Consider the following 18,638-nt stretch of genomic DNA (forward strand, 5'->3'; position numbering starts at 1 on the left):
GCTGTCATGTTTCAAACATATTCGGACTGATATTCTGTATTGTCGGTGTTGAACAATACATTTAAGAGTAAAGTTAAATGTATTTAAAATCAATTGGTTAGATATTTATTTTTATTAAAAGTAAACCTGAAGAGTCTTAACTCCACCTTAATTAGACTAAATCATTAAATTTTTAGCTCTCTCTAGGACACACTCAAATCCTTAATCAACGTGTCATTAGAGGAATAAATACATGCGTTCAACACTTTTAACTTTATCACCTGCCGCTTTGTTATTGTTGGCTTCGGCTGGAACGGCCTTTGCAGCAGAATCTGGGCGTAATGCTATGATAACGATAGAGGCTAGCATCGTAACTGCCACCTGTGATGTATCGGTCACTGACCGATTGAATTTGAATAACCACACAGCAGCCGTTTTCACTGCCGCTAATACTTTTATTGATACGACGGCACAAAATTTTGATGTGAGACTTATGAATTGTGGAAAACCGTCGGCGGAGGATGATAAGGCGAGCTTGCGTATTTCGGGTTCAACACTGAGCGGTGGCAGTAACAATATCTTTAACAGCGATAATAGCTCTAGTGTTGGTGTCATGGTCAAACATGAAGGCACCATCCTACAAAGTGGAGACTCTATTCTTGTTGGGACTGCGGGTAGCACGCCAGCACCTGGAGATTTTGAAAAATCGATTTCTTTAAGTGCCGCGTTAGCTACCACTAATATATCAGCCATCGAAAATACAACGATTAGTGCACCAATTACATTTAGTTTTGTTTATAACTAACCATTTCTGATGGCAGGTGATGATAACTCCCTGCCATCAGGCAAGAGGAGTTTGAGTAATGAAATTTTTATTTCGCACGCTGTCTTTGATATTTGTTGGTTTGACTGCCACTCAAACCGTTCAGGCTGGCGGATTTGGTATTAGTGCCACTCGGCTGATTTACCCACAGGGAGCGTCGAGTGTTTCACTCACTTTGCGCAATACGCAACCAGATGCTCCTTATTTGGTACAGACCACAGTCAGCACTTCTATTGATGGGAAAGGAGTCGCCCCTTTTTTGGTCACTCCTCCGTTATTTCGCCTCGAACCAAATAGTAGCAACCAAATTCGGATTTCTGCTAATGGCGGGGCTTTGCCCAGTGATCGTGAATCGGTTTTCTATATTAATGCTCGGGCTATACCCAGTAGTGTTGCAGGAACAGGAGAAGATCAGCAACAAAGCGTGGGTGGTGAAGTAAAACTGGGCGTTGCGAACGTCATCAAGTTATTTTATCGCCCTGCTGGATTAGCCCCGACTGTCGCCAATGCCCATAAGAATCTACAATTTACCCTAGTGAAAGAGGGATTACAGGTTAATAACGCCTCACCCTATTTTATTAACTTTTCTGGCATCAGTTTTGCCGGAGAGGCGCTATCTTTGGCGCGCGCCGAAGCCAGTATGATTGCCCCTTTCAGCAGCCATATCTTCCCGACCAAAGTTAAACAAGGGGAGATCCGCTGGCGGGTGATCAACGATCTTGGAGGTATCGATGCCTTTACTAAAGTGGTGCCGTAATGCGGGTTCTGCGAGCTTTTTCATCTGTGTAGTCGCTCTGCCGGTACAAGCTGCTGAAATAGTGGATTTCCGTGCCACCATTGTTCCTGGAACTTGCGAAATTAAGCTAGATCAAGAGTTTTTGGATTTGGGGAGCGTCCAAACAAGCTCGTTGTTATCGGGAGCCGTGGCTGCATCCAATACTTTCTCTCTGAAAGTACAAAATTGTAGCGGGACGGCACCTGGTAGCAAAAAACCTGTCATCCAGGTCACTGGCAATGGTGATGGCAGTGGCAGCAAATGGCTGTTTCGTGACGCTGACTCAGACGCTCAAGGGGTTGGTGTGCTGCTAACTCAAAACATGAATACCGTTCGCCATGCTGACAAGCTGCAATTTCAAGGAATAGTCCCGCCAGCCACTGGTGCCGCTATGGCATTTTCCGCAGGGGTATCCTGTATTGATTCGGGGGGCTGTAATCCAACCACCGGTAAACTCATTGCTCGAGTTACCTTCAATTTTCTTTACGATTAAGAGCACATTATGATTCGAGCCCTTCGTTTCCGAGACTTGCAACTTATCAGTGGCTTACTCCTTAGCCTCTGGGGAAATAGCGTTTTTGCTGCTGATGGCGGAATAAGCCTTGGACAAACGCGGGTCGTATTTAATGAAACTGATCGGGCGCGCACTGTTCTGGTTAAGAATGATGGCGATAAAACTTATTTAATTCAGTCTCTGGTTCAACTGGGCCCAGATAATAAGCAAGCAACACCATTTATCGTGACACCACCCTTATTTCGGCTGGAGCCTAATAGTCGTAATTTGCTGCGTATTATACGTCAGAATGAAGGAACATTATCGCAGCAACATGAATCGGTGTTTTATTTATCTGTTCTGGCGATTCCTGCTCAAGCCTCCGAGCTGACAGAGCAGGCCCAGTTATCAATGGGAATTCGTTTTTTGATTAAGCTGTTCTATCGCCCCGATGGGTTGAATATGACCCCGGAAGACGCTTACTGCAAATTACAATTTACCCAAGTCGCTGAGGGTATCCGTGTAGAAAATCCTACACCCTATTTTTTAACGCTGGGGCAATTGAATATTAATCATCGCGCCGTTAGTTTCGAGCAGTACCCGGCAATGATTGCCCCTCACAGTAATCAAATTTATCCAGCTATTTCACCGTTGGCAATGGCTGACTGGCGAGTGATTACCGATTACGGGATCCTCTCGCCGAAATGCGAATATTCACCGCCATAATTTCTGGAGAGTAAATGAAAAGTTTCTGGACTCGCCTGTCATTAATAATGATTGGGAGCTTACTGATGCTGAACAGTTTATCGGTGAGCGCAAATCAGGCTGAACTTAAAGGTATTTCCTTTTATGTGATGCGGGTTATTTACCCGGAAAAAGCCAGTCAGGGTGTTGCATTAACCGTCTATAACAAAAGTGATCAGCCTTTTTTAATGCAATCTTGGATTCGGAGTATGGATCCTCAAACTGGCGGCGTTGCACCGCAGGGCAAAGTCGTTACTCCGATGCCCTTTATTGTCACTCCGCCGCTGCAACGACTGGAGCCTAATAGTGATTTGACCTTGCGTATTCGGCGTACCGGAGGGGAGTTAGCACAGGATCGGGAGTCAGTATTTTATATTGCTACCAAGGCTATCCCATCTACACCTGCGAATATGGCGCAAAACGGCGGTCAATTAACGTTAGCTGTTGTCAGTAATCTTAAACTATTTTACCGCCCGTCCAGCCTGCCGGACAGTGGGGTGGCAGGTGCTGCCTCACAATTACGCTTCCATCTGGAAGGTAATACGCTGGTTGCTGAAAACCCAACGCCGTTTTGGTTGACATTTTCTCGGTTAAAAGTTGGTAACTATTTGTTTGATAATGCGGCTATGCGCCTGATGGTTCCACCAAAAGGGCAGCAACGCTATAACTTGCCTGCGGGTACAAAGGGGCCAGTTGAGTGGCAATTGCTTGATGAGACAGCGTGGAATACGCCATTAGAACAACAAAAATCACTTACTGGCTCATCTCGATATTGATATCCAGTTTACCGACAAACTTATTTTAACTGCTGGTTAATCATATGTTTTTAATTCCAATTTTGTGTATTGGCAAAACAGATAAACCAGGTTGAGCTAAATATCATGAAACGACACGTTAATGGGATAAAAATATCACCTATATTTACGGGTGCGATATTACTTACGTCTGTTCTGCCCGCTTGGGGCCGGGATTATTTTGATGCCGGGCTACTAATGCTTGATCAAGAGCAGTCTGAAAAAGTGGATTTGACTCAGTTTGAGACTACCGATCAGGTGCCTGAAGGGGCCTATCTGGTGACGGTATTTGTTAATCAGATTGAGCGCGGCGAGCAAACAATCACTTTCCAAAAAGGCTCGCGGAATAAGGTTGAGCCACTCCTCACACCAGCGTTACTGAATGAGTTAGGCGTGAATACTAGTGCACTGCCGACATTCTCAAATTTACCACTGGATAAGCCAGTGGAGGATTTGCCTGCCCTGATCCCTCATGCACAGGTGCAATTTTCGTTGGCCAAGTTGCGGCTGGATATCAGTATCCCCCAAGTCGCAATGCAGCCAAATAGCAGCAGTCAGGTTGATCCCTCATTGTGGAATCAAGGTATTCCGGCATTTTTGCTGAATTATAACTTGAACGGCAGCCGCAGCCGACGTTCTTCCCAATCAGACTTGGGAACATCAGAGCAAACAAGCCTCTTTGCCAACTTACGGGCGGGGTTGAACTTTGATGCCTGGCGTTTACGCAGCCTGATTACCCATAGCCGGAATACGACGAATGGTGATAATCGCGCGGGTGAAAGTACGCAGGACACCCAGTTTATCAATAGCTACCTGCAGCGGGATATCCAGGCTTGGCATTCTGAAATATTGGCAGGTGAAAGCAGCAGTGGCGGGGATGTTTTTGACAGCATTCCGTTCCGTGGTGTCAAACTTAACTCAACCGAAGAGATGTTGCCCAACAATCTGCGTGGCTTTGCTCCGGTTATCTCTGGTGTTGCGCAAAGCAATGCGAGGGTAACCGTGAGGCAGAATGGCAACATTGTGTATCAAACCTATGTTGCACCAGGCCCGTTTACGCTAAATGACTTGGGGCAGAGTGGTTCTTCAGGTGATTTGACGGTAACGATAACTGAAGCTGATGGTTCCGTTCGCACCCAGACTGTCGCCTATTCAACACTGCCGGTAATGTTACGTCCTGGTGCATTTAAGTATGAACTGACCAGTGGGAAATATAATGGCAGCACCACTGTTGGTTCTCAGGAGTCAACCTTTGGACTCGGCACTTTGGTTTATGGCTTGCCCTATAATCTCACGCTGTATGGTGGTGGACTGGTCGCGGATGATTACTTCTCAAGCGTGGTGGGGAGCGGGCTGTCTTTAGGGAACTTTGGCGCATTGTCTGCGGATGTCACTCAGTCGAACGCTAAGCTGAAGGATGTGGATGACCGGCAAAAAGGGGAGTCATATCGGTTGCGCTATGCCAAAAATATTGCCAGTACCGGCACATCAATTGATGTCGCGACTATGCGCTACTCGACCCGAAATTATTACAGTTTTTCCGATGTTAACAACAATGGCTACCAATTACGCGACGATCAGTTGCCCTGGTCACAAGACCGTAAGCGCAATAGTTACCAGTTACGTTTGTCTCAGAATATGGGGGATTTAGGATCGCTATATATCTCTGGGATGCGGGATAACTATTGGGACAACAGTAAGGTCAATAACAACCTTACTGCGGGCTATAGCAACAGCTACCACGGGGTGACTTACGGCATGAATTACAGTATTGACCGCATTAAAGGGGACAATAGCTGGCCGGAGAACAGACAGTTATCCATGAACGTTCAAGTACCATTAAGTTTGTTGAGCGGTTCATCACTTGCTAACCGTAGCTTCGCCAGTTATCAGATGACAAATAACAACCAAGGTAGTGTTCAGAATCAGGCGGGTATTAACGGAACATCAATGGATGACCGTCTTTCTTACAATGTGACACAAGGCTGGTCTAACGACGGCAGCAGTGACATGGGGTCGGTGAATACTGGTTACCGTGGCAGCAAGGGCATGGCGAGTATGGGATATAGCTATGGTAGTGGCTACCGCGCGGTGAATATGAATGCCAGCGGCGGGGTGGTGGCACATGCCGACGGAGTCACATTGAGTCAACCTTTGGGCGATACCGTTGCATTAGTCAGTGCACCAGGCGCCAGAGGAAGTAAGGTGATGAGCGGCAATAATCAGGTGGACAGTCGTGGTTATGCGGTGGTGCCTTATCTCTCAAACTACCAGCGCAATAATATTAGCCTGGATCCGGCAACCCTACCTGAAGGGGTTGACATAACGCAGTCAAGCCAAAATCTCTACCCAACTAAAGGTGCAGTGGTTAAGGCTAACTTTGCAACACGCGTCGGTTATCAAGTATTGGTTACTTTGAGTAAAAGTGGCGGATTAATACCTTTCGGTGCCGTGGTTGCCGTTGAAGGGAGTGCGGGTGAAGAGCCGAATACCAGCATTGTTGGAGATGCAGGGCAGGTCTATCTCAGCGGGCTACCAGAAAGTGGTCGTCTAAAAGTGAAGTGGGGGGGGGATACTAGCCAGCAATGCAATGTAGCGTTCAATTTGGCGAACACTCCAGCCCCGTCAGCGGCTAATCCGATACGTCATTTGCCATTACGTTGTGAGGTTTAACATGTTGAGCACCGAGAATTCACCCAATAGAGGGGTAAACACCGTGACAAATAAAATAAGCACCACTGGTTTTACGCGGTTACGAATAGGGCTTTGTCTGCTGTCGTTGGGCGTTATTATGCCATTACAGGCAGCTATCATTGAGATTGGTAGTGGTAGCCAACAATGGGCAGGCCCAGCCATTAATCAAAATATTTCCACCAGTTTTGGTGACTACGATATGTATATGACGCTCAATCCAAATTATGGTCTTGTTGCCATCACGGGGGCGGGAATTCCTGAAACCTTGGGTTGCGTTAATAACACCGCCCTAAGTGATGTTGATGGAATTCAAGGGTATAAGATTGCTCAAGGTATTTTTTTGGTACCGCAGGCATCTTTCACTATGATTTATCAGTTAAATGCTGGCTTATCAGAAACCATGAGCGGAACTTTTAGCAATTCGGGAGTCCAGGGGACAGTCTCTGGATCTGGAAATGCTGCTGCAACGCCTGCAAATTCTGCCTGGTGTTTATCACCCCGGGCAATCTCGACACCCTCTTTTTTCGAGGAATCTAGCGTCCGCAGTGGATCAATAACGGGCAATTGGGTCATTATCACCGATGGGACCCAGCAAGATGGAGTATTCCCCATTCCTGAGATGTATTTTAGCAGCAGTGCATTATCGAGTGCTACGAAGGCAAGTATTCTTACTGGCTATCAGGTTAAAGTTTCCACACGGCAATGCTCGATCAATATTAACAAATCGATCAACTTTGGCGAAGTAGAACATAATTCGACTTTGGGGGCTGAATTAGAACTAGTGAAGGATAGTCTGGTGGTGGGATGTACCCAAAATGGCGCTAATCCTGCCGCTAATATTAATATAAAATTTCAGGCTAATTCAGGGCTTTATAATGGTGAGACGACTCGATTATCCCTCAATGAGGGAGGCGGCTATATCACAGGTGAAATAACGGGAGTTACAGGAGCTGGAACATGTAATCTCACGCAAGGTCTGAAGTTTAATGGTGAACCAATGAAATTAGGTTCAATTAATGCGGGTGAATCTAGTGAAGTTTTCTCAAATGAACTCACCTGGCGACTATGTTCCGGTGGCGACACATTACCTGTTGGTAACGTTACCGCCTCGGCAACTGTCGATGTTATTTTCAACTGATAGTCGAATAAGTCTAGTGAACATATATTATTATATTTAATCTACAGTATATAAAAATATTCTAATTTATAGATAAATAAACAAGTAACTGGAGTGGTGGCATGTTGGGATCAGCATGCCGTGTCGTATTCTTGTATGAAAATCCTTCATTGAGGCTAAGAAGTTATTCTCATCGAGACAGTCAGTGACATACTCATTAGAAATTTGAGTATGGAATACCTTAGGTTTAGACGACCTGTATCATTGAATCGGCCTAAAAAACCATTTAGGCCACTCAATTATTATAGAGATAATAGGCGAAATGAAGAGATTCTGAGCTTTAAAATAACAGTAATACAGTCGGATTTTACACTTGAGGAAACTTGATTTAATCAATTAAAACAAAAGGTTAACTCTTAATTTAATTTGATTAAGACTGTGTTTCTTTCTTTTGAAAACAATAAGTATTAAATTTATATCACGTTTTAGATATCGGGAAACTGAGGGACTAACAATGAGCGAAATTATTATGGATAGGAAAGTGAGACGACGTTTTTTATGTAAAGATGTTAACGCTGGCACCAGAGGTAAACTGGCTTTAGGTATTGTACTTGTTTTTATTGGTGCAATGGGGATGCTATTTGCAATTACTCAATAGTTTAGTCAAAAGCCCTGAGTTGGCAAAATTTCATCAATATTATTTATTTCATATTTTAAGATGGATGTAAGAGTGACATGTTATGACATCCATCTTTATTACTCCATCGATACACATTGTTTTCCTAAAAATGATATGCATACCATGTTAATTAAAATGGTCAAATTTCCACTATCACTAAGCCATTCTATCCTGCTGTGAACCTATCTCTGCAAATAACCTTCTTCAGTCTCTAAAATTATTATCCAGAATCATAATGTTTTACTTAACCCCCTATGAAATGGATAAATGAGTTTTTAGTTTAGATTGTGGGATTTTAGTATTAAATGTAAATATTTGTTTTTATTTTTAACTTCGTCTATCACATATTAAAAAAAATTAAAATAGGATATATCGTCTTTATAGTGCGACATAATGCCTCACTTTATGATGAATATTTAAACATAATATCATCATTATTTTAAAACAAAATGACTTATCATTAAAAATTGAAAATATTTTCAATATCATTAAATTCTTGTTTTATTTTTTTAATATGTGCTCTATGTTTTAATCGTGGATTGGCCGAGAGGTTTATCCATGCTGAAATCTTAAATTATATTATCTAAATTCTATTAAAGGATATTCCTATGAAAAAGATTAACGTAATTATGTTAGCTGCAACCTCAGTATTATCAGCATGTTCCTTTTATGTATCAGCCGCTACGGTTGATGTATCGAAATTGATGAAGGATACAAGTTACACACAAAATACGTCCATGACCTCCGACTTGATGTTGATTAAGCACGGCGGCCATGGTGGTGGTCATGGAGGGAATGGAAACGGAGGCAACGGTAACGGCGGTAACGGCAACGGTGGTAATGGTAACGGTGGCAATGGTGGTAATGGCGGTAATGGTAACGGTGGTAATGGCAACGGCGGCAATGGAGGTAATGGGGGGAACGGGGGCAATGGTGGTAGTGGTAATGGTGGTAACGGCAATGGGGGGAATGGTAGCGGTGGGAATGGTAACGCGGGCAACGGAAGTATGTAATAACGAATCCCCCCTTATTGGGGGGATATCAATTACGCCTGGGAATTAATAGCCATAGATGAAATATAAATACATTGTTAAACAGGGGTTAAACAAAAGTTAATTTAATTTATATTTTATGTTGATCTAAGCAATTTTGTAATCTATGTTTCATTTTATATATATACGTGACTGATTAAAATGAAAATATTACAGGCACTACCTCAGCATAAGAAGCTAGCTATCATTACTTGGGCTAGGATTTTTGCAATATGTAGTCAGCTTCTATTAAGTGTTATTTTATTTAAAGGGAAATCAAACTACATCTATTCATTTGTATTCCCCATTGCTATTATTTTATTTTTATTGTTACTCAGTATCGTTGTGACATTATACAGGATGAGGCTTCCTTCACCACTAGAAGAAAGAGAACTTGTTGCTCAGATTTGTATTGACTTACTTTTATTTACTCTCTGGGAGGAGTTGAATTTCCATGGAGAAATATTAAGTGTTTCATTTTACCTTCCAAGTGTAGTAATGGCCTTTGCTATTCTATCTAATAAAAACATTGCATTCATAGTGATTTACTCGGCTATTTTATTTTATATTTCATCTAAGTTAACATTATCAAATCATCTCGAAATTACGCATAGACCTAAAAGTATAGAATACTATGCTCCGTGGGTGAGTTTTTTAATGTCCACATTTATTATCATTTTCTTTATAAAAAAGATGAATGACGTGTCAATTGAATACAATAATGATTTAATTCGCTCAAAAGAATATCAAAAACAGTCGGATATAATATTTTCTTTTGGTCTGCAAGCTGCGTCTTCTGCCCACGACATATCAAAACCTATATCAACAGCGGTTCTGGCCTTAGAGGAGATTAAGCTATTTAAACCAGGGGAGCGATCGGGTAAAGAGTTTGATGAGTATTTAAATTTAGCCTTGGAACAAGCAAAAGAGTGTACGGAAAAATTAGCTAATATGTCATTTTCATTAGGATTTAATGAGTTTGAAAATGAAGAAGCTATCAACTTATGTTTATGGCTTGACGGCGTATTTGGTTCATTTAAACTTAAGTGTAATAAAAATATAATTTATAAATTACCCAACACCTGCGTATATATCAAAAATGCTGGCATTCTCCATACTATTATTGTTAATTTACTTGAGAATGCTAATTCGGCTATTCCCAGTGACAATGGTTTCATTCAATGTGGTTGTAAGATAGAAAATGGTAATGCAATTATAAGCATAACTGATAATGGATGTGGTATACCAAATGATTTAATCAACCTCCTAGGAAAACAACCGGTAAAAAGCACAACCTCTGGATATGGTATTGGCTTGATGTTAGCCTTTTCTAATGCAGTCAGAATTGGTGCTAAAATAAAACTATACTCAGATTATACCGGAACAACAGCCACTATTAGGGTGAGATTGTTATGATGGAAAAGATCTTAATTTTGGATGATGATGATGTATTTACTAATACGCTATCAACGATTCTGCTTAGAAAAGGATTCTTTGTTAATATAGCAACCACTGGAGTGCAGGCCGTCAGAATGGCCGAATCTACTCAGCATATGTATATTGTGATAGATCTGCAGTTGAAAGATGACTCTGGGCTAGCATGGGTTTCTGCATTAAGACATCTTAACCCATTATCTAGAATTTTAATTCTGACAAATTACTCTAGCATCACTTCAGCCATCATTGCGTTAAAGAAAGGGGCTGATAATCTTCTGCAAAAGCCAGTGAGTGTGGATAACATTCTATTAAGTCTTCGTAATGAAATACCAACATTAAAAAATGATAAGGGTAGCCCATTTACCTACCCCTCACTAGAACAAATGGAATGGGAGTATATAAATAAAGTTGTGGATGATCATCTTGGTAATATTTCTGCTTCGGCAAGAGCGTTGAATATGCATCGACGAACATTACAACGCAAACTTTTGAAAAAGAATATTCCTAAACCTTCATAGAAATGATTTATGCTGGAGAGGTATATTTCAATGTTTAGTTTACTGGCCGAAACTTACCGTTTTTCTCAATAACTATTTCTGGTTCTGTCGCATTAAGGTGCCGTTCGGTAACATGCTGTTTTTTGAGATGTTACCTGCTCATGTCTCTGATCCGAAACGCTTTCAGCCGCCTGCATTATCCCGTCGATATTATTGCTCAGTGTGTCCGCTGGTATTTGGCTTACTCACTGAGTTTACGCAACCTGGAAGAGATAATGGCAGAGCGTGGTATTGTCGTTGACCATTCAACGCTGCATCGTTGGGTTAAAAGTGGTGCCAACACGGCAGCGCTGACTATACTCAACGCCGACAAACCAGAAGAAGAAATCATTACTGTCAGGCAGAACAAGTATCTGAATAATCTGGTTGAACAAGATCATCTGAATATTAAACGCCGCATACGCCCGATGCTGGGATTCAAATCGTTTCGACGGGCACAGACGATCCTGGCTGGCATCGAACTGATACATATGATACGCAAAGGACAATATCAACCTCCGAAAAATGAGGGATTGTCACCAGCAGAACAATTTTATCTGTTGGCTGCCTAAAAAAACGGCAGCCCAACCTTTGCTGACTGGCCTACGCTAATGCGACAGAACCATAAAAATGCTGCCTATCAATTCCTTAAACGGGTGTTAAAACCCTATCCTGTTGAAAGACAGCAGAAAATACTCAATACCGATAAACATTCGTCATACGGTTACGCTATTACTCGTTTGATGAAAGAAGGAAAGCTACGGGATGATGAGAAGCAGCGGCAAGTCAAATACCTGAATAATCGTATCAAGTCTGACCATGTCCCCATCAAAAAATTGGTAAAAGCGGCCGGGGGGTTCAAACGGCCAAATCGAACCTGGTCAACGCTTCAGGGATTTGAAACATTGCGACGACTGAATAAAGGTCAATTTGATATTTGGCTACGCGGTGACGAACCTGAATATCGAGTGCGGGAAAGATCCGCCTTTATGAATCGGCTCTTTAACATTGAGACGGTTTTAGCCTAATGATTCCACCCATCAATGAGTAAAATCACCGACTCTCATTATTTGCAACAAGCCCATTTAGATGGGGTAACCATACTGGTTAAAGGAAATGTGAGCAATCAACACTACTCGGCTGTAAGAGTTTATATGGGTTATGGGTACCGACGAAAAACCCAAAAATATCAGCTATCGCGTTGATGTTGATAGTAAAATAACTGAACCAATGATATGTAAAAAATTAAATAAAATTGTAAGTTATCTCTTTTCAAGAGTATCAAATTATGCGATCTTAATAATTCAGTTCCAACTTTTTTTTAACTTATTTTTACCATATCAATATACAAATACAAGGAAGGTTAGTCACTATGCAAATTCCAATGGTAGCTCTCATTCTCGGGGTTATAACCCTATCCGGGTGTGCTACGCCTAAACAATGGGAAGCAACTGGAGGTGGAAAGTCTGATGGGATCGTTCAGATTTCTTATGAACAAGGCCAGTTTGAAAACGGACAAAGTTCAGACTCCCAAGGTTTAACAGTAGCCACAGAGCGTTGCAAATTTTGGGGATATAAGAGTGCATTGAAGTCGGGTACTGAGAAATCTATTTGCAAGACTATGGGGAAGTACAATTGTTTGCAAACGACAGTAACTCAGGATTATATCTGCGAGAAATGACTTTAGAATTCACTTAATCTTTTGTGAGCTCCTGCTAAAGGGGCTCAACTGTTTGTCAGCCTCCATTAAGGCTCTGTCGCATTAGCGTAAGAAGTTAGCAAAAGTGGCACTGCGAGTTGTTTAGGCCGCCAACAGATAAAATTGTTCTGCAGGTGGCAATCCCTCACTTTGCGGATGTTGATATTGCCCTTTACGTATCATGTGGATTAATTCGATGCCCGCCGGAACGATGTGAATCCCAGCATCATGCGTATCCGACGTTTGATATTTCGGTTATCCTCGGCGATGGTTAGCAGTTGTCCCAATTGGCCCGGGCAATCCCAACCTTGGCCTTTGCAGTACAAAAAATCATCTTAACGTACAATATTTTCCGTTTCCCAAACGGAGTCCATAATGAGGAGCAAAGGCTGGGATATAAAATGTGGGAGAAGACTTGAATAACAATAAACATATAAAAACCACTACTTACATATGGAAATACTTTTCATCCAAGCGCTCTAAATAAACCATTGAATATGATTCAGCGATGTGAGTATTTACTGCTAATTAAAAATTAATAATTGTCTGAAGTTTATATATTCATTAACGAGTTACAGTAAAAGTCAGACTTTCGCACCACAAATTAGCTCATTAAATGCACTATTAGTGCTTCTTTTATGAGCTTTAATGTGTAGAATGCCGCTCTCCAGAAGGATTTTAGTCAATGTGTTAACCAAGGAAAGCCATTCACCTCATATTTCAGATACCCTTATGTTTAAGACTATAACCCCCGTTATGATTGCGATTGTCTCTTTATTTACATTTCCCGCGCTTGCCGAACCCTCAGGGAAATTGGTGAGCTCATCATCCTTACAAAATGCGTCAATCCAGTCTGCGTCTGGGCGTCATGAGACACAAAAACTCAAAAAAATCCTGACCCATTATGATGAGTGGGAAGGTGTCAGTTACAAGCTTGGCGGGAATACACGTAAAGGTATCGATTGTTCTGCTTATATGCAGCGCATTTTTGAAGATGAGTTTTCCCTGAGTTTGCCAAGAAGTGCCCAGGAACAAATGAAACAAGGCTCTCGGATCACCAAGGAAGCTTTAGATACAGGCGATCTGGTTTTTTTCAAAACCTCACGACAAACACGACATGTGGGTGTTTACATCGGGGAGGGCAAATTTATCCATGCCTCGAGCAGCGTGGGTGTGACCATCTCAAAGCTTGATAATAAATACTGGGGAGCGCGGTATGAGCAAGCACGGCGTATTAATCATACGGAAGCATAAACTCACTATACCACTACAATCATAGCTCTTACCCATTGCCGCCAGTTCCTGGCGCATTCCCGAGCACTGTGCGGACGACAGATTTTGACATGTTGCATCAATTGCAGCATCAAAAGCTTTATCCTTCGCATCAAGGTCACTTACCAGATTCTCAGTCTGAGTTTTCTTCTCACCTTCCAGATACGGCAGTGACCATTTCGCATCCTGACGTTGTTTCTCGTTAGTCGCATTCAGCGCATTATTTTCCACTAAAAATATATTTTGAATCAACGAGCTAGATCTTTAGATAGTAAAAGAACCAGTAGGCACATCCAACACCAACCCCCACTAAACTAGTCTTCAATACTTTATGAAAGTTATCATTCAAATATCCTAGCATCTGATCACCATCACCATCACCAATCCAATACCCAAGCACTTGAAAAATAAAACTTACAAAAAAAAGCATTAAAGAGAAAGCAACGCATAAATACAACAGTACCAGTAGTGATTTTTTACTTATTAACATTGCTATTCTCCTTATTTTTTATTGAGTTTTGTAATGCATCTATCGCCGGTGCTTTTCTTAATCACTTCAGCCAGATACGGGGCTGAGGCGCCTGCTAGCGTTTTCGTCATATCGCCACCTGCCAGGCCCTGTATGGCCGCTGTTGCCGCCTGAAGACCTTGTTGCAGTGCACTGCCGGTGCCGTATTTTTGCATTTCGGCTTTGTATTCTTTTGTCTCACGCAAGGCTTTCAACTCAGGATGGCGTTTCAAAGCTTCCTCAAGCCCGAGGATATCTCCCTGCGTCCGCGCAATATCCATTGCCTGACCGCCAATTTCGCCAGTCAGTTGCGCTTCTTTCAGGCGATTCTGCTCTTTCTCTTTATCAAAGATCGGATTGATGCTGCCATTGGCATTGTCGGTGTCGCGGCTCAGGTCATCGACATTCTGCTGTTGTTTATCGGTGTCACGAATAGTGATGGTAATGTTCTCTTTCGCCCGCAGATTAATGTCGTTATCGGCCACCACATGACTGCCGATGACCGCGATATTGTTGCCGCTGACATCAATGCTGCCTGCCGATAGCATGGAGCCGACCGCCAGTGTCTGACTCAAGCTATCTTCGGTGCGCGTGGTGGTGCTGGAGGCCAAGGTGATCTCCTGCGGGTAGTCAACAGCGGCAAGATTTAGGCGCGGATTGGGTACGGCAGAGCGGCGAACTGGTGATTGGTGGCGACTGGCTTACCGAGTACGGGATCACCGATGTTGAGCAACGGGAGATTACCGCTGCGCCCGGTGTTATTCGGTTGCAGCGGCGGGGAGTTGGAGTGTTTAGGTCTTAAAGGCAGTAACCCCGGCTTTGGCCGGTGTAATAGGTCTAAGATTATTGCCCAAAATATTTCCATGCTAGTGCATGCTTTTTTGATTCAACATGCAGATAACTTTCAATTTCTTGCCAAACTGACTCATTTTCATCAGATGCTGTAATTAACGATTCAACAAGCCCAGTTGCAACAGCAGTAGCTAGCTCATCATTATCAGACCGCATACCTGTTTCGATGTGCTGGAACAAGGTTGATTTCTCCAACTGGCTTAATGAACCTAGCTGGTTTACCAGTGCTTTACCCACTAGTGAAAACAGCAAGATCGTAGGCGGAGGTTCTGGCAACCAATATTCGATACATCTGTTTACTTCATTTTTTATATACTCTGATGTTTGAGCAAAAACACTCAGATAATCATCAATACATTTATCCATTATTACTTACCCTTAAGAGCATTTTGCATGTCTTTCAGAACGTTTTCTGCCGCAGCTTTATCACTTGAAGAAGCTTGAGGATTCTTATTTAGCCAATCTTGCAATGCCTTGGAATATGTTTGAGCCTTTTCAACGTGCCCTCTACCACCAACTTTTTCTCCAGTAGCTAATTCGTAGCGAACAGCATCCGCTGTACTTCCACTGCCAACTTTGGCATTCGGTCGGTATAAGTCATCAATTAAGTTTTTAAGATTTTCATCTTTAACATTTGGTTTTTCCATCGATGCACGTAATGAGTCCACATATTCTTCATGCTGCCCCCTACTTTTAGGGTCTGATGAAGAGTTACTATTTCGTCCTGCTTCCTCATCCTCTGGCCCCCACCCTCCCGGTGTTCCTGAACCCGCCCCACCAATCTCTTTCTTCTGTTCATCCGTCAGATCCTTGCCGATATTCGGATTCTGGCTACCGTTAGAGTCTGATTGGTTCTGCGCTGCAACCACCGCCAACAGCACACAGCTTGCATTTTTCAGACAGGCCGCGTCTAACCCTTCCTTCACTTTCTTGGTCAGCGCCAGCGCGGCTTGCTCGTTAGCTCCGCCTTTGCCTGCTTCGGCCATCGCGGCGGCGTTCAGCGTTTCTTGCGCCATCATCTGCGATATGAGGCCAAGACTGGTCATATTGTTGCTGAGTTCGTTCTTACCTGCCTGCGCACCGGATACCGCGCCAGCAGTATCACCACCGGCCAAGCCACCAGCCAGACCCGCCGCCAAGCTACCCAGTGCAACCAGCGTTTGCTTCTGCTCTTCGCTCAGTTGGCTGACCGGGATATCACCGTACAGTGATTTCTTGATGTTTTCACCGATCAGCGCCGAGGTTGCCGCACCCGCAGCTCCCGCCAGACCGCTGTTACCACTGGCCTGCGCCACCACTGCGCCCAGAACCGCATGAGCCATGACTCGACTGGCTTCATCCGGCGCGTACTGTTTTATGATTTCCGCCAGATACGGCGCTGCAGCACCACTCAGCGCCTGCGCCATATTCCCACCTGCCAAGCCTTGCACCGCCGCCGTAGCAGCTTGGATGCCTTGCTGCAATGCGCTGCCAGTGCCGTATTGGGCTTGTGTGGTTTTATAGGCGGAAGTGCTGGTTAGCAGCTTGTCATACATCGCTCGCTCTTCCGGTGTCGCGTCCTGGCCTGGTGCCTTGATGCCTTTCGCTTCCAGCTCCGCTTTACCGGCGTTTGTCGCCAGGATCTTACCTTGCGTTGCCGCAATGTCTATCGCCTGACTACCAATATCACCAATCAACTGCGCTTCCCGCAGCCGGTTTTGCTCTTTCTCTTTATCAAAGATAGGGGAGAGGGCGTTGTTGGCGTGTTCAGCATCGCGGCTCAGGTCATCAACATTTTGCTGTTGCTTATCCGTGTCACGCACCGTGATAGTGCCATCGGAGACTGCGGCATGGGTGGTGCTGTCGGCGTGGCCTTCATTGTTAGCCCCGACCAGCAAGCCGTTGGCCATATTCCCGGCAAACTGACCGCCGATGCTACCGCCGGTACTGATGCCGACACTTTGATGCTCTACCTTGAAGTCCGCTTTATTACCGATATCACTGAACCCCAGCGTGCCGGTATCCAGACTGTTTTTGCTCTTGTCCGCGGTGCTGGCAATCACTGCGCCATCGAGCTGAGTGTGTTCACCCACGGTGATATCAAAGCCGCCAGAGCCTGCAAAAATACCGGTCTGCTCCTGTACCGAGTCATAATTGCTGTGCAACTTGTCTTTACTGATGCTCAGGTTGGCAGAGCCACCGCCGCCGACCACCGCCATGCTGACACCGCCGCTGGTACTGGTCTGCTTCGAATCATAGTTATCGCTGTCTTGCTGGCTTTGCAGCAGCAAGTCGCGGCCGACATCGACCTTGACGGTTTCGCCGCTGGCTTGCGCACCTATCAGCGAAGTGTCACGCCCGCTGCTGAGCGACAGTGTGCCGCCTGTGTCAATCTGCGTTTCAGTCCAGAAGGTGCCGTCACCGTGCTCATTGCCCTGACCCTTGTTGGCATTGGCAAAGATGCTCAGACCACCGCCAGCGCTACCGAACCCCAGACTGACACCCACGCTTCCGCCGCTGCTGCTGTTGCTGCCGTCGGTTTTCTGCGTGTTGGCGGCACCGAGCAACAGCACATCACGCGCCGCATCCAGGGTGGTGTCGCCGCCGGCTTTGAGCTGGCTGCCTTGCACCACAATATCGCCGCTGTTCGCCGGGTTCCCCTCACCGGTGGCCGTCACGCTCAGGTTGTTGCCCGCCGTCAGAGTCGAGCCTGTCACACTGGTCTGTTCCTGATGTTGCTGCGAGGCCGATTTTTGTGAGCCTAATGAAGCGCTGACGCCGAACATGCTGGCAGTATCGCCCCCTTGCGCCTGTACCAACTGACCGGCTTGCACCGCCTGCGCACCACTGAGTGCCGCTTTAACCCCTTGCAACGCAGACAGTCGGCCATTGCTCTCTTCGCGGGCATCTTTGGCGGTGGTGACCGCGGTATTGAGGGCGCTGCCAACCGCGCCAGACAGTGCCAGTGTCAGGCCGCTACTTTTTTGCTCAACGGTATGGGTCTGGCTGCTTTGATTCTCCGCCGCCAGAATAGCGACGTTTTTGCCGGTCAGATTGATGTCTTTCCCGGCCAACACATCAGAGCCTTGCACCGTCAGGTCTTCACCGGCAGTCATGCTGACATTGCCCAGTACGCTGCCCACCGTGCTGCCGACAGTAGAAATCGATTGACCGGTATCGATCATTTTGGTGCTGTTGCTGCCCACGGTGACACCAATCCCGCCAG

At 44.5% G+C, this 18,638-nt stretch carries 19 protein-coding genes and 3 pseudogenes; 15 read left to right on the forward strand and 7 right to left on the reverse strand.

Annotation, left to right across the window (positions count from 1 at the left end; translation table 11 throughout):
- Positions 1 to 232: 232 nt before the first annotated feature.
- The 14 genes and pseudogenes from Q2T72_RS06320 (at position 233) to yecR (ending at position 12,783) form a co-directional block, all read left to right on the forward strand.
- On the forward strand, positions 233 to 784 hold the full coding sequence (locus Q2T72_RS06320) for a fimbrial protein (RefSeq protein ID WP_083159771.1): 552 nt from the start codon (positions 233 to 235) through the stop codon (positions 782 to 784).
- Between the two features lie 58 nt (positions 785 to 842).
- A complete protein-coding gene (locus Q2T72_RS06325; protein ID WP_372568837.1) occupies positions 843 to 1,559 on the forward strand; it encodes a molecular chaperone in 717 nt (238 codons plus the stop codon).
- Positions 1,534 to 2,070, forward strand: coding sequence for a fimbrial protein (locus Q2T72_RS06330; RefSeq protein ID WP_083159767.1), 537 nt, complete (start codon positions 1,534 to 1,536; stop codon positions 2,068 to 2,070). The genes Q2T72_RS06325 and Q2T72_RS06330 overlap by 26 nt, the downstream gene beginning before the upstream one ends.
- Positions 2,071 to 2,079: 9 nt before the next feature.
- Positions 2,080 to 2,796: a molecular chaperone gene (locus Q2T72_RS06335; protein WP_083159765.1), complete on the forward strand. Its 717-nt coding sequence runs from the start codon at positions 2,080 to 2,082 to the stop codon at positions 2,794 to 2,796.
- Between the two features lie 14 nt (positions 2,797 to 2,810).
- A complete protein-coding gene (locus Q2T72_RS06340) occupies positions 2,811 to 3,590 on the forward strand; it encodes a molecular chaperone (protein ID WP_083159763.1) in 780 nt (259 codons plus the stop codon).
- Positions 3,591 to 3,695: 105 nt separating this feature from the next.
- Positions 3,696 to 6,281, forward strand: coding sequence for a fimbria/pilus outer membrane usher protein (locus tag Q2T72_RS06345; RefSeq protein ID WP_372568838.1), 2,586 nt, complete (start codon positions 3,696 to 3,698; stop codon positions 6,279 to 6,281).
- Positions 6,282 to 6,324: 43 nt separating this feature from the next.
- The gene (locus Q2T72_RS06350; RefSeq protein WP_372568839.1) at positions 6,325 to 7,440 is read left to right on the forward strand and encodes an adhesin; all 1,116 of its coding nucleotides are present in this window, start codon (positions 6,325 to 6,327) and stop codon (positions 7,438 to 7,440) included.
- A 493-nt stretch (positions 7,441 to 7,933) separates the two neighbouring features.
- The gene (locus tag Q2T72_RS06355) at positions 7,934 to 8,077 is read left to right on the forward strand and encodes a hypothetical protein (RefSeq protein WP_193784703.1); all 144 of its coding nucleotides are present in this window, start codon (positions 7,934 to 7,936) and stop codon (positions 8,075 to 8,077) included.
- Positions 8,078 to 8,706: 629 nt separating this feature from the next.
- Entirely contained in the window at positions 8,707 to 9,111 is a 405-nt protein-coding gene (locus tag Q2T72_RS06360; RefSeq protein ID WP_372558303.1) for a hypothetical protein, read from the forward strand.
- Between the two features lie 180 nt (positions 9,112 to 9,291).
- Positions 9,292 to 10,545 carry a sensor histidine kinase gene (locus tag Q2T72_RS06365; protein ID WP_372568840.1) on the forward strand — a complete coding sequence of 418 codons (1,254 nt, stop codon included), beginning with the start codon at positions 9,292 to 9,294 and terminating at the stop codon, positions 10,543 to 10,545.
- Positions 10,542 to 11,084 carry a response regulator transcription factor gene (locus tag Q2T72_RS06370; RefSeq protein WP_083159755.1) on the forward strand — a complete coding sequence of 181 codons (543 nt, stop codon included), beginning with the start codon at positions 10,542 to 10,544 and terminating at the stop codon, positions 11,082 to 11,084. Before Q2T72_RS06365 ends, Q2T72_RS06370 begins: the two co-directional genes overlap by 4 nt.
- Before the next feature lie 140 nt (positions 11,085 to 11,224).
- A complete protein-coding gene (locus Q2T72_RS06375) occupies positions 11,225 to 11,674 on the forward strand; it encodes a DDE-type integrase/transposase/recombinase (RefSeq protein WP_083159753.1) in 450 nt (149 codons plus the stop codon).
- A gap of 45 nt (positions 11,675 to 11,719) precedes the next feature.
- Positions 11,720 to 12,130: pseudogene (locus Q2T72_RS06380) on the forward strand (DDE-type integrase/transposase/recombinase); the annotation flags it as partial.
- Positions 12,131 to 12,486: 356 nt separating this feature from the next.
- Entirely contained in the window at positions 12,487 to 12,783 is a 297-nt protein-coding gene (gene yecR / locus Q2T72_RS06385) for a YecR family lipoprotein (RefSeq protein WP_372569860.1), read from the forward strand.
- A gap of 120 nt (positions 12,784 to 12,903) precedes the next feature.
- Here yecR and Q2T72_RS06390 read toward each other — a convergent pair.
- Positions 12,904 to 13,070: pseudogene (locus Q2T72_RS06390) on the reverse strand (IS6 family transposase); the annotation flags it as partial.
- Between the two features lie 418 nt (positions 13,071 to 13,488).
- Between Q2T72_RS06390 and Q2T72_RS06395 the strand changes: the two are divergent.
- A complete protein-coding gene (locus Q2T72_RS06395; protein ID WP_372568841.1) occupies positions 13,489 to 14,055 on the forward strand; it encodes an NlpC/P60 family protein in 567 nt (188 codons plus the stop codon).
- Here the strand turns inward: Q2T72_RS06395 and Q2T72_RS06400 are convergent.
- From Q2T72_RS06400 to Q2T72_RS06425, 6 genes and pseudogenes are all read right to left on the reverse strand, one after another.
- Positions 13,984 to 14,304, reverse strand: a complete 321-nt coding sequence (locus Q2T72_RS06400; RefSeq protein WP_372569861.1) for a DUF6862 domain-containing protein — start codon at positions 14,302 to 14,304, stop codon at positions 13,984 to 13,986. The two genes, Q2T72_RS06395 and Q2T72_RS06400, sit on opposite strands and share 72 nt — an antisense overlap.
- Positions 14,305 to 14,329: 25 nt before the next feature.
- Positions 14,330 to 14,563 carry a hypothetical protein gene (locus Q2T72_RS06405; protein ID WP_083159745.1) on the reverse strand — a complete coding sequence of 78 codons (234 nt, stop codon included), beginning with the start codon at positions 14,561 to 14,563 and terminating at the stop codon, positions 14,330 to 14,332.
- Between the two features lie 41 nt (positions 14,564 to 14,604).
- Positions 14,605 to 15,024: pseudogene (locus tag Q2T72_RS06410) on the reverse strand (hemagglutinin); the annotation flags it as partial.
- 203 nt (positions 15,025 to 15,227) lie between these two features.
- The gene (locus Q2T72_RS06415) at positions 15,228 to 15,446 is read right to left on the reverse strand and encodes a hypothetical protein (protein WP_372568842.1); all 219 of its coding nucleotides are present in this window, start codon (positions 15,444 to 15,446) and stop codon (positions 15,228 to 15,230) included.
- Positions 15,425 to 15,799 carry a hypothetical protein gene (locus tag Q2T72_RS06420; RefSeq protein ID WP_083159741.1) on the reverse strand — a complete coding sequence of 125 codons (375 nt, stop codon included), beginning with the start codon at positions 15,797 to 15,799 and terminating at the stop codon, positions 15,425 to 15,427. Before Q2T72_RS06420 ends, Q2T72_RS06415 begins: the two co-directional genes overlap by 22 nt.
- Positions 15,800 to 15,801: 2 nt before the next feature.
- Positions 15,802 to 18,597, reverse strand: a complete 2,796-nt coding sequence (locus Q2T72_RS06425; RefSeq protein WP_372569862.1) for a hemagglutinin repeat-containing protein — start codon at positions 18,595 to 18,597, stop codon at positions 15,802 to 15,804.
- Between the last annotated feature and the right edge of the window lie 41 nt (positions 18,598 to 18,638).

Source organism: Yersinia sp. 2466 StPb PI (genome assembly GCF_041538325.1).
In the GTDB taxonomy this organism is placed as follows: domain Bacteria; phylum Pseudomonadota; class Gammaproteobacteria; order Enterobacterales; family Enterobacteriaceae; genus Yersinia; species Yersinia enterocolitica_E.

Coding starts and splice junctions, on each gene's coding strand:
- Q2T72_RS06415 (WP_372568842.1), bottom strand. CDS start 15,446: ATGGAAATATTTTGGGCAATAATCTTAGACCTATTACACCGGCCAAAG.
- Q2T72_RS06360 (WP_372558303.1), top strand. CDS start 8,707: ATGAAAAAGATTAACGTAATTATGTTAGCTGCAACCTCAGTATTATCA.
- Q2T72_RS06330 (WP_083159767.1), top strand. CDS start 1,534: ATGCCTTTACTAAAGTGGTGCCGTAATGCGGGTTCTGCGAGCTTTTTC.
- Q2T72_RS06345 (WP_372568838.1), top strand. CDS start 3,696: ATGAAACGACACGTTAATGGGATAAAAATATCACCTATATTTACGGGT.
- yecR (WP_372569860.1), top strand. CDS start 12,487: ATGGTAGCTCTCATTCTCGGGGTTATAACCCTATCCGGGTGTGCTACG.
- Q2T72_RS06340 (WP_083159763.1), top strand. CDS start 2,811: ATGAAAAGTTTCTGGACTCGCCTGTCATTAATAATGATTGGGAGCTTA.
- Q2T72_RS06420 (WP_083159741.1), bottom strand. CDS start 15,799: ATGGATAAATGTATTGATGATTATCTGAGTGTTTTTGCTCAAACATCA.
- Q2T72_RS06320 (WP_083159771.1), top strand. CDS start 233: ATGCGTTCAACACTTTTAACTTTATCACCTGCCGCTTTGTTATTGTTG.
- Q2T72_RS06370 (WP_083159755.1), top strand. CDS start 10,542: ATGATGGAAAAGATCTTAATTTTGGATGATGATGATGTATTTACTAAT.
- Q2T72_RS06405 (WP_083159745.1), bottom strand. CDS start 14,563: ATGTTAATAAGTAAAAAATCACTACTGGTACTGTTGTATTTATGCGTT.
- Q2T72_RS06365 (WP_372568840.1), top strand. CDS start 9,292: ATGAAAATATTACAGGCACTACCTCAGCATAAGAAGCTAGCTATCATT.
- Q2T72_RS06355 (WP_193784703.1), top strand. CDS start 7,934: ATGAGCGAAATTATTATGGATAGGAAAGTGAGACGACGTTTTTTATGT.
- Q2T72_RS06325 (WP_372568837.1), top strand. CDS start 843: ATGAAATTTTTATTTCGCACGCTGTCTTTGATATTTGTTGGTTTGACT.
- Q2T72_RS06375 (WP_083159753.1), top strand. CDS start 11,225: ATGTCTCTGATCCGAAACGCTTTCAGCCGCCTGCATTATCCCGTCGAT.
- Q2T72_RS06425 (WP_372569862.1), bottom strand. CDS start 18,597: ATGATCGATACCGGTCAATCGATTTCTACTGTCGGCAGCACGGTGGGC.
- Q2T72_RS06335 (WP_083159765.1), top strand. CDS start 2,080: ATGATTCGAGCCCTTCGTTTCCGAGACTTGCAACTTATCAGTGGCTTA.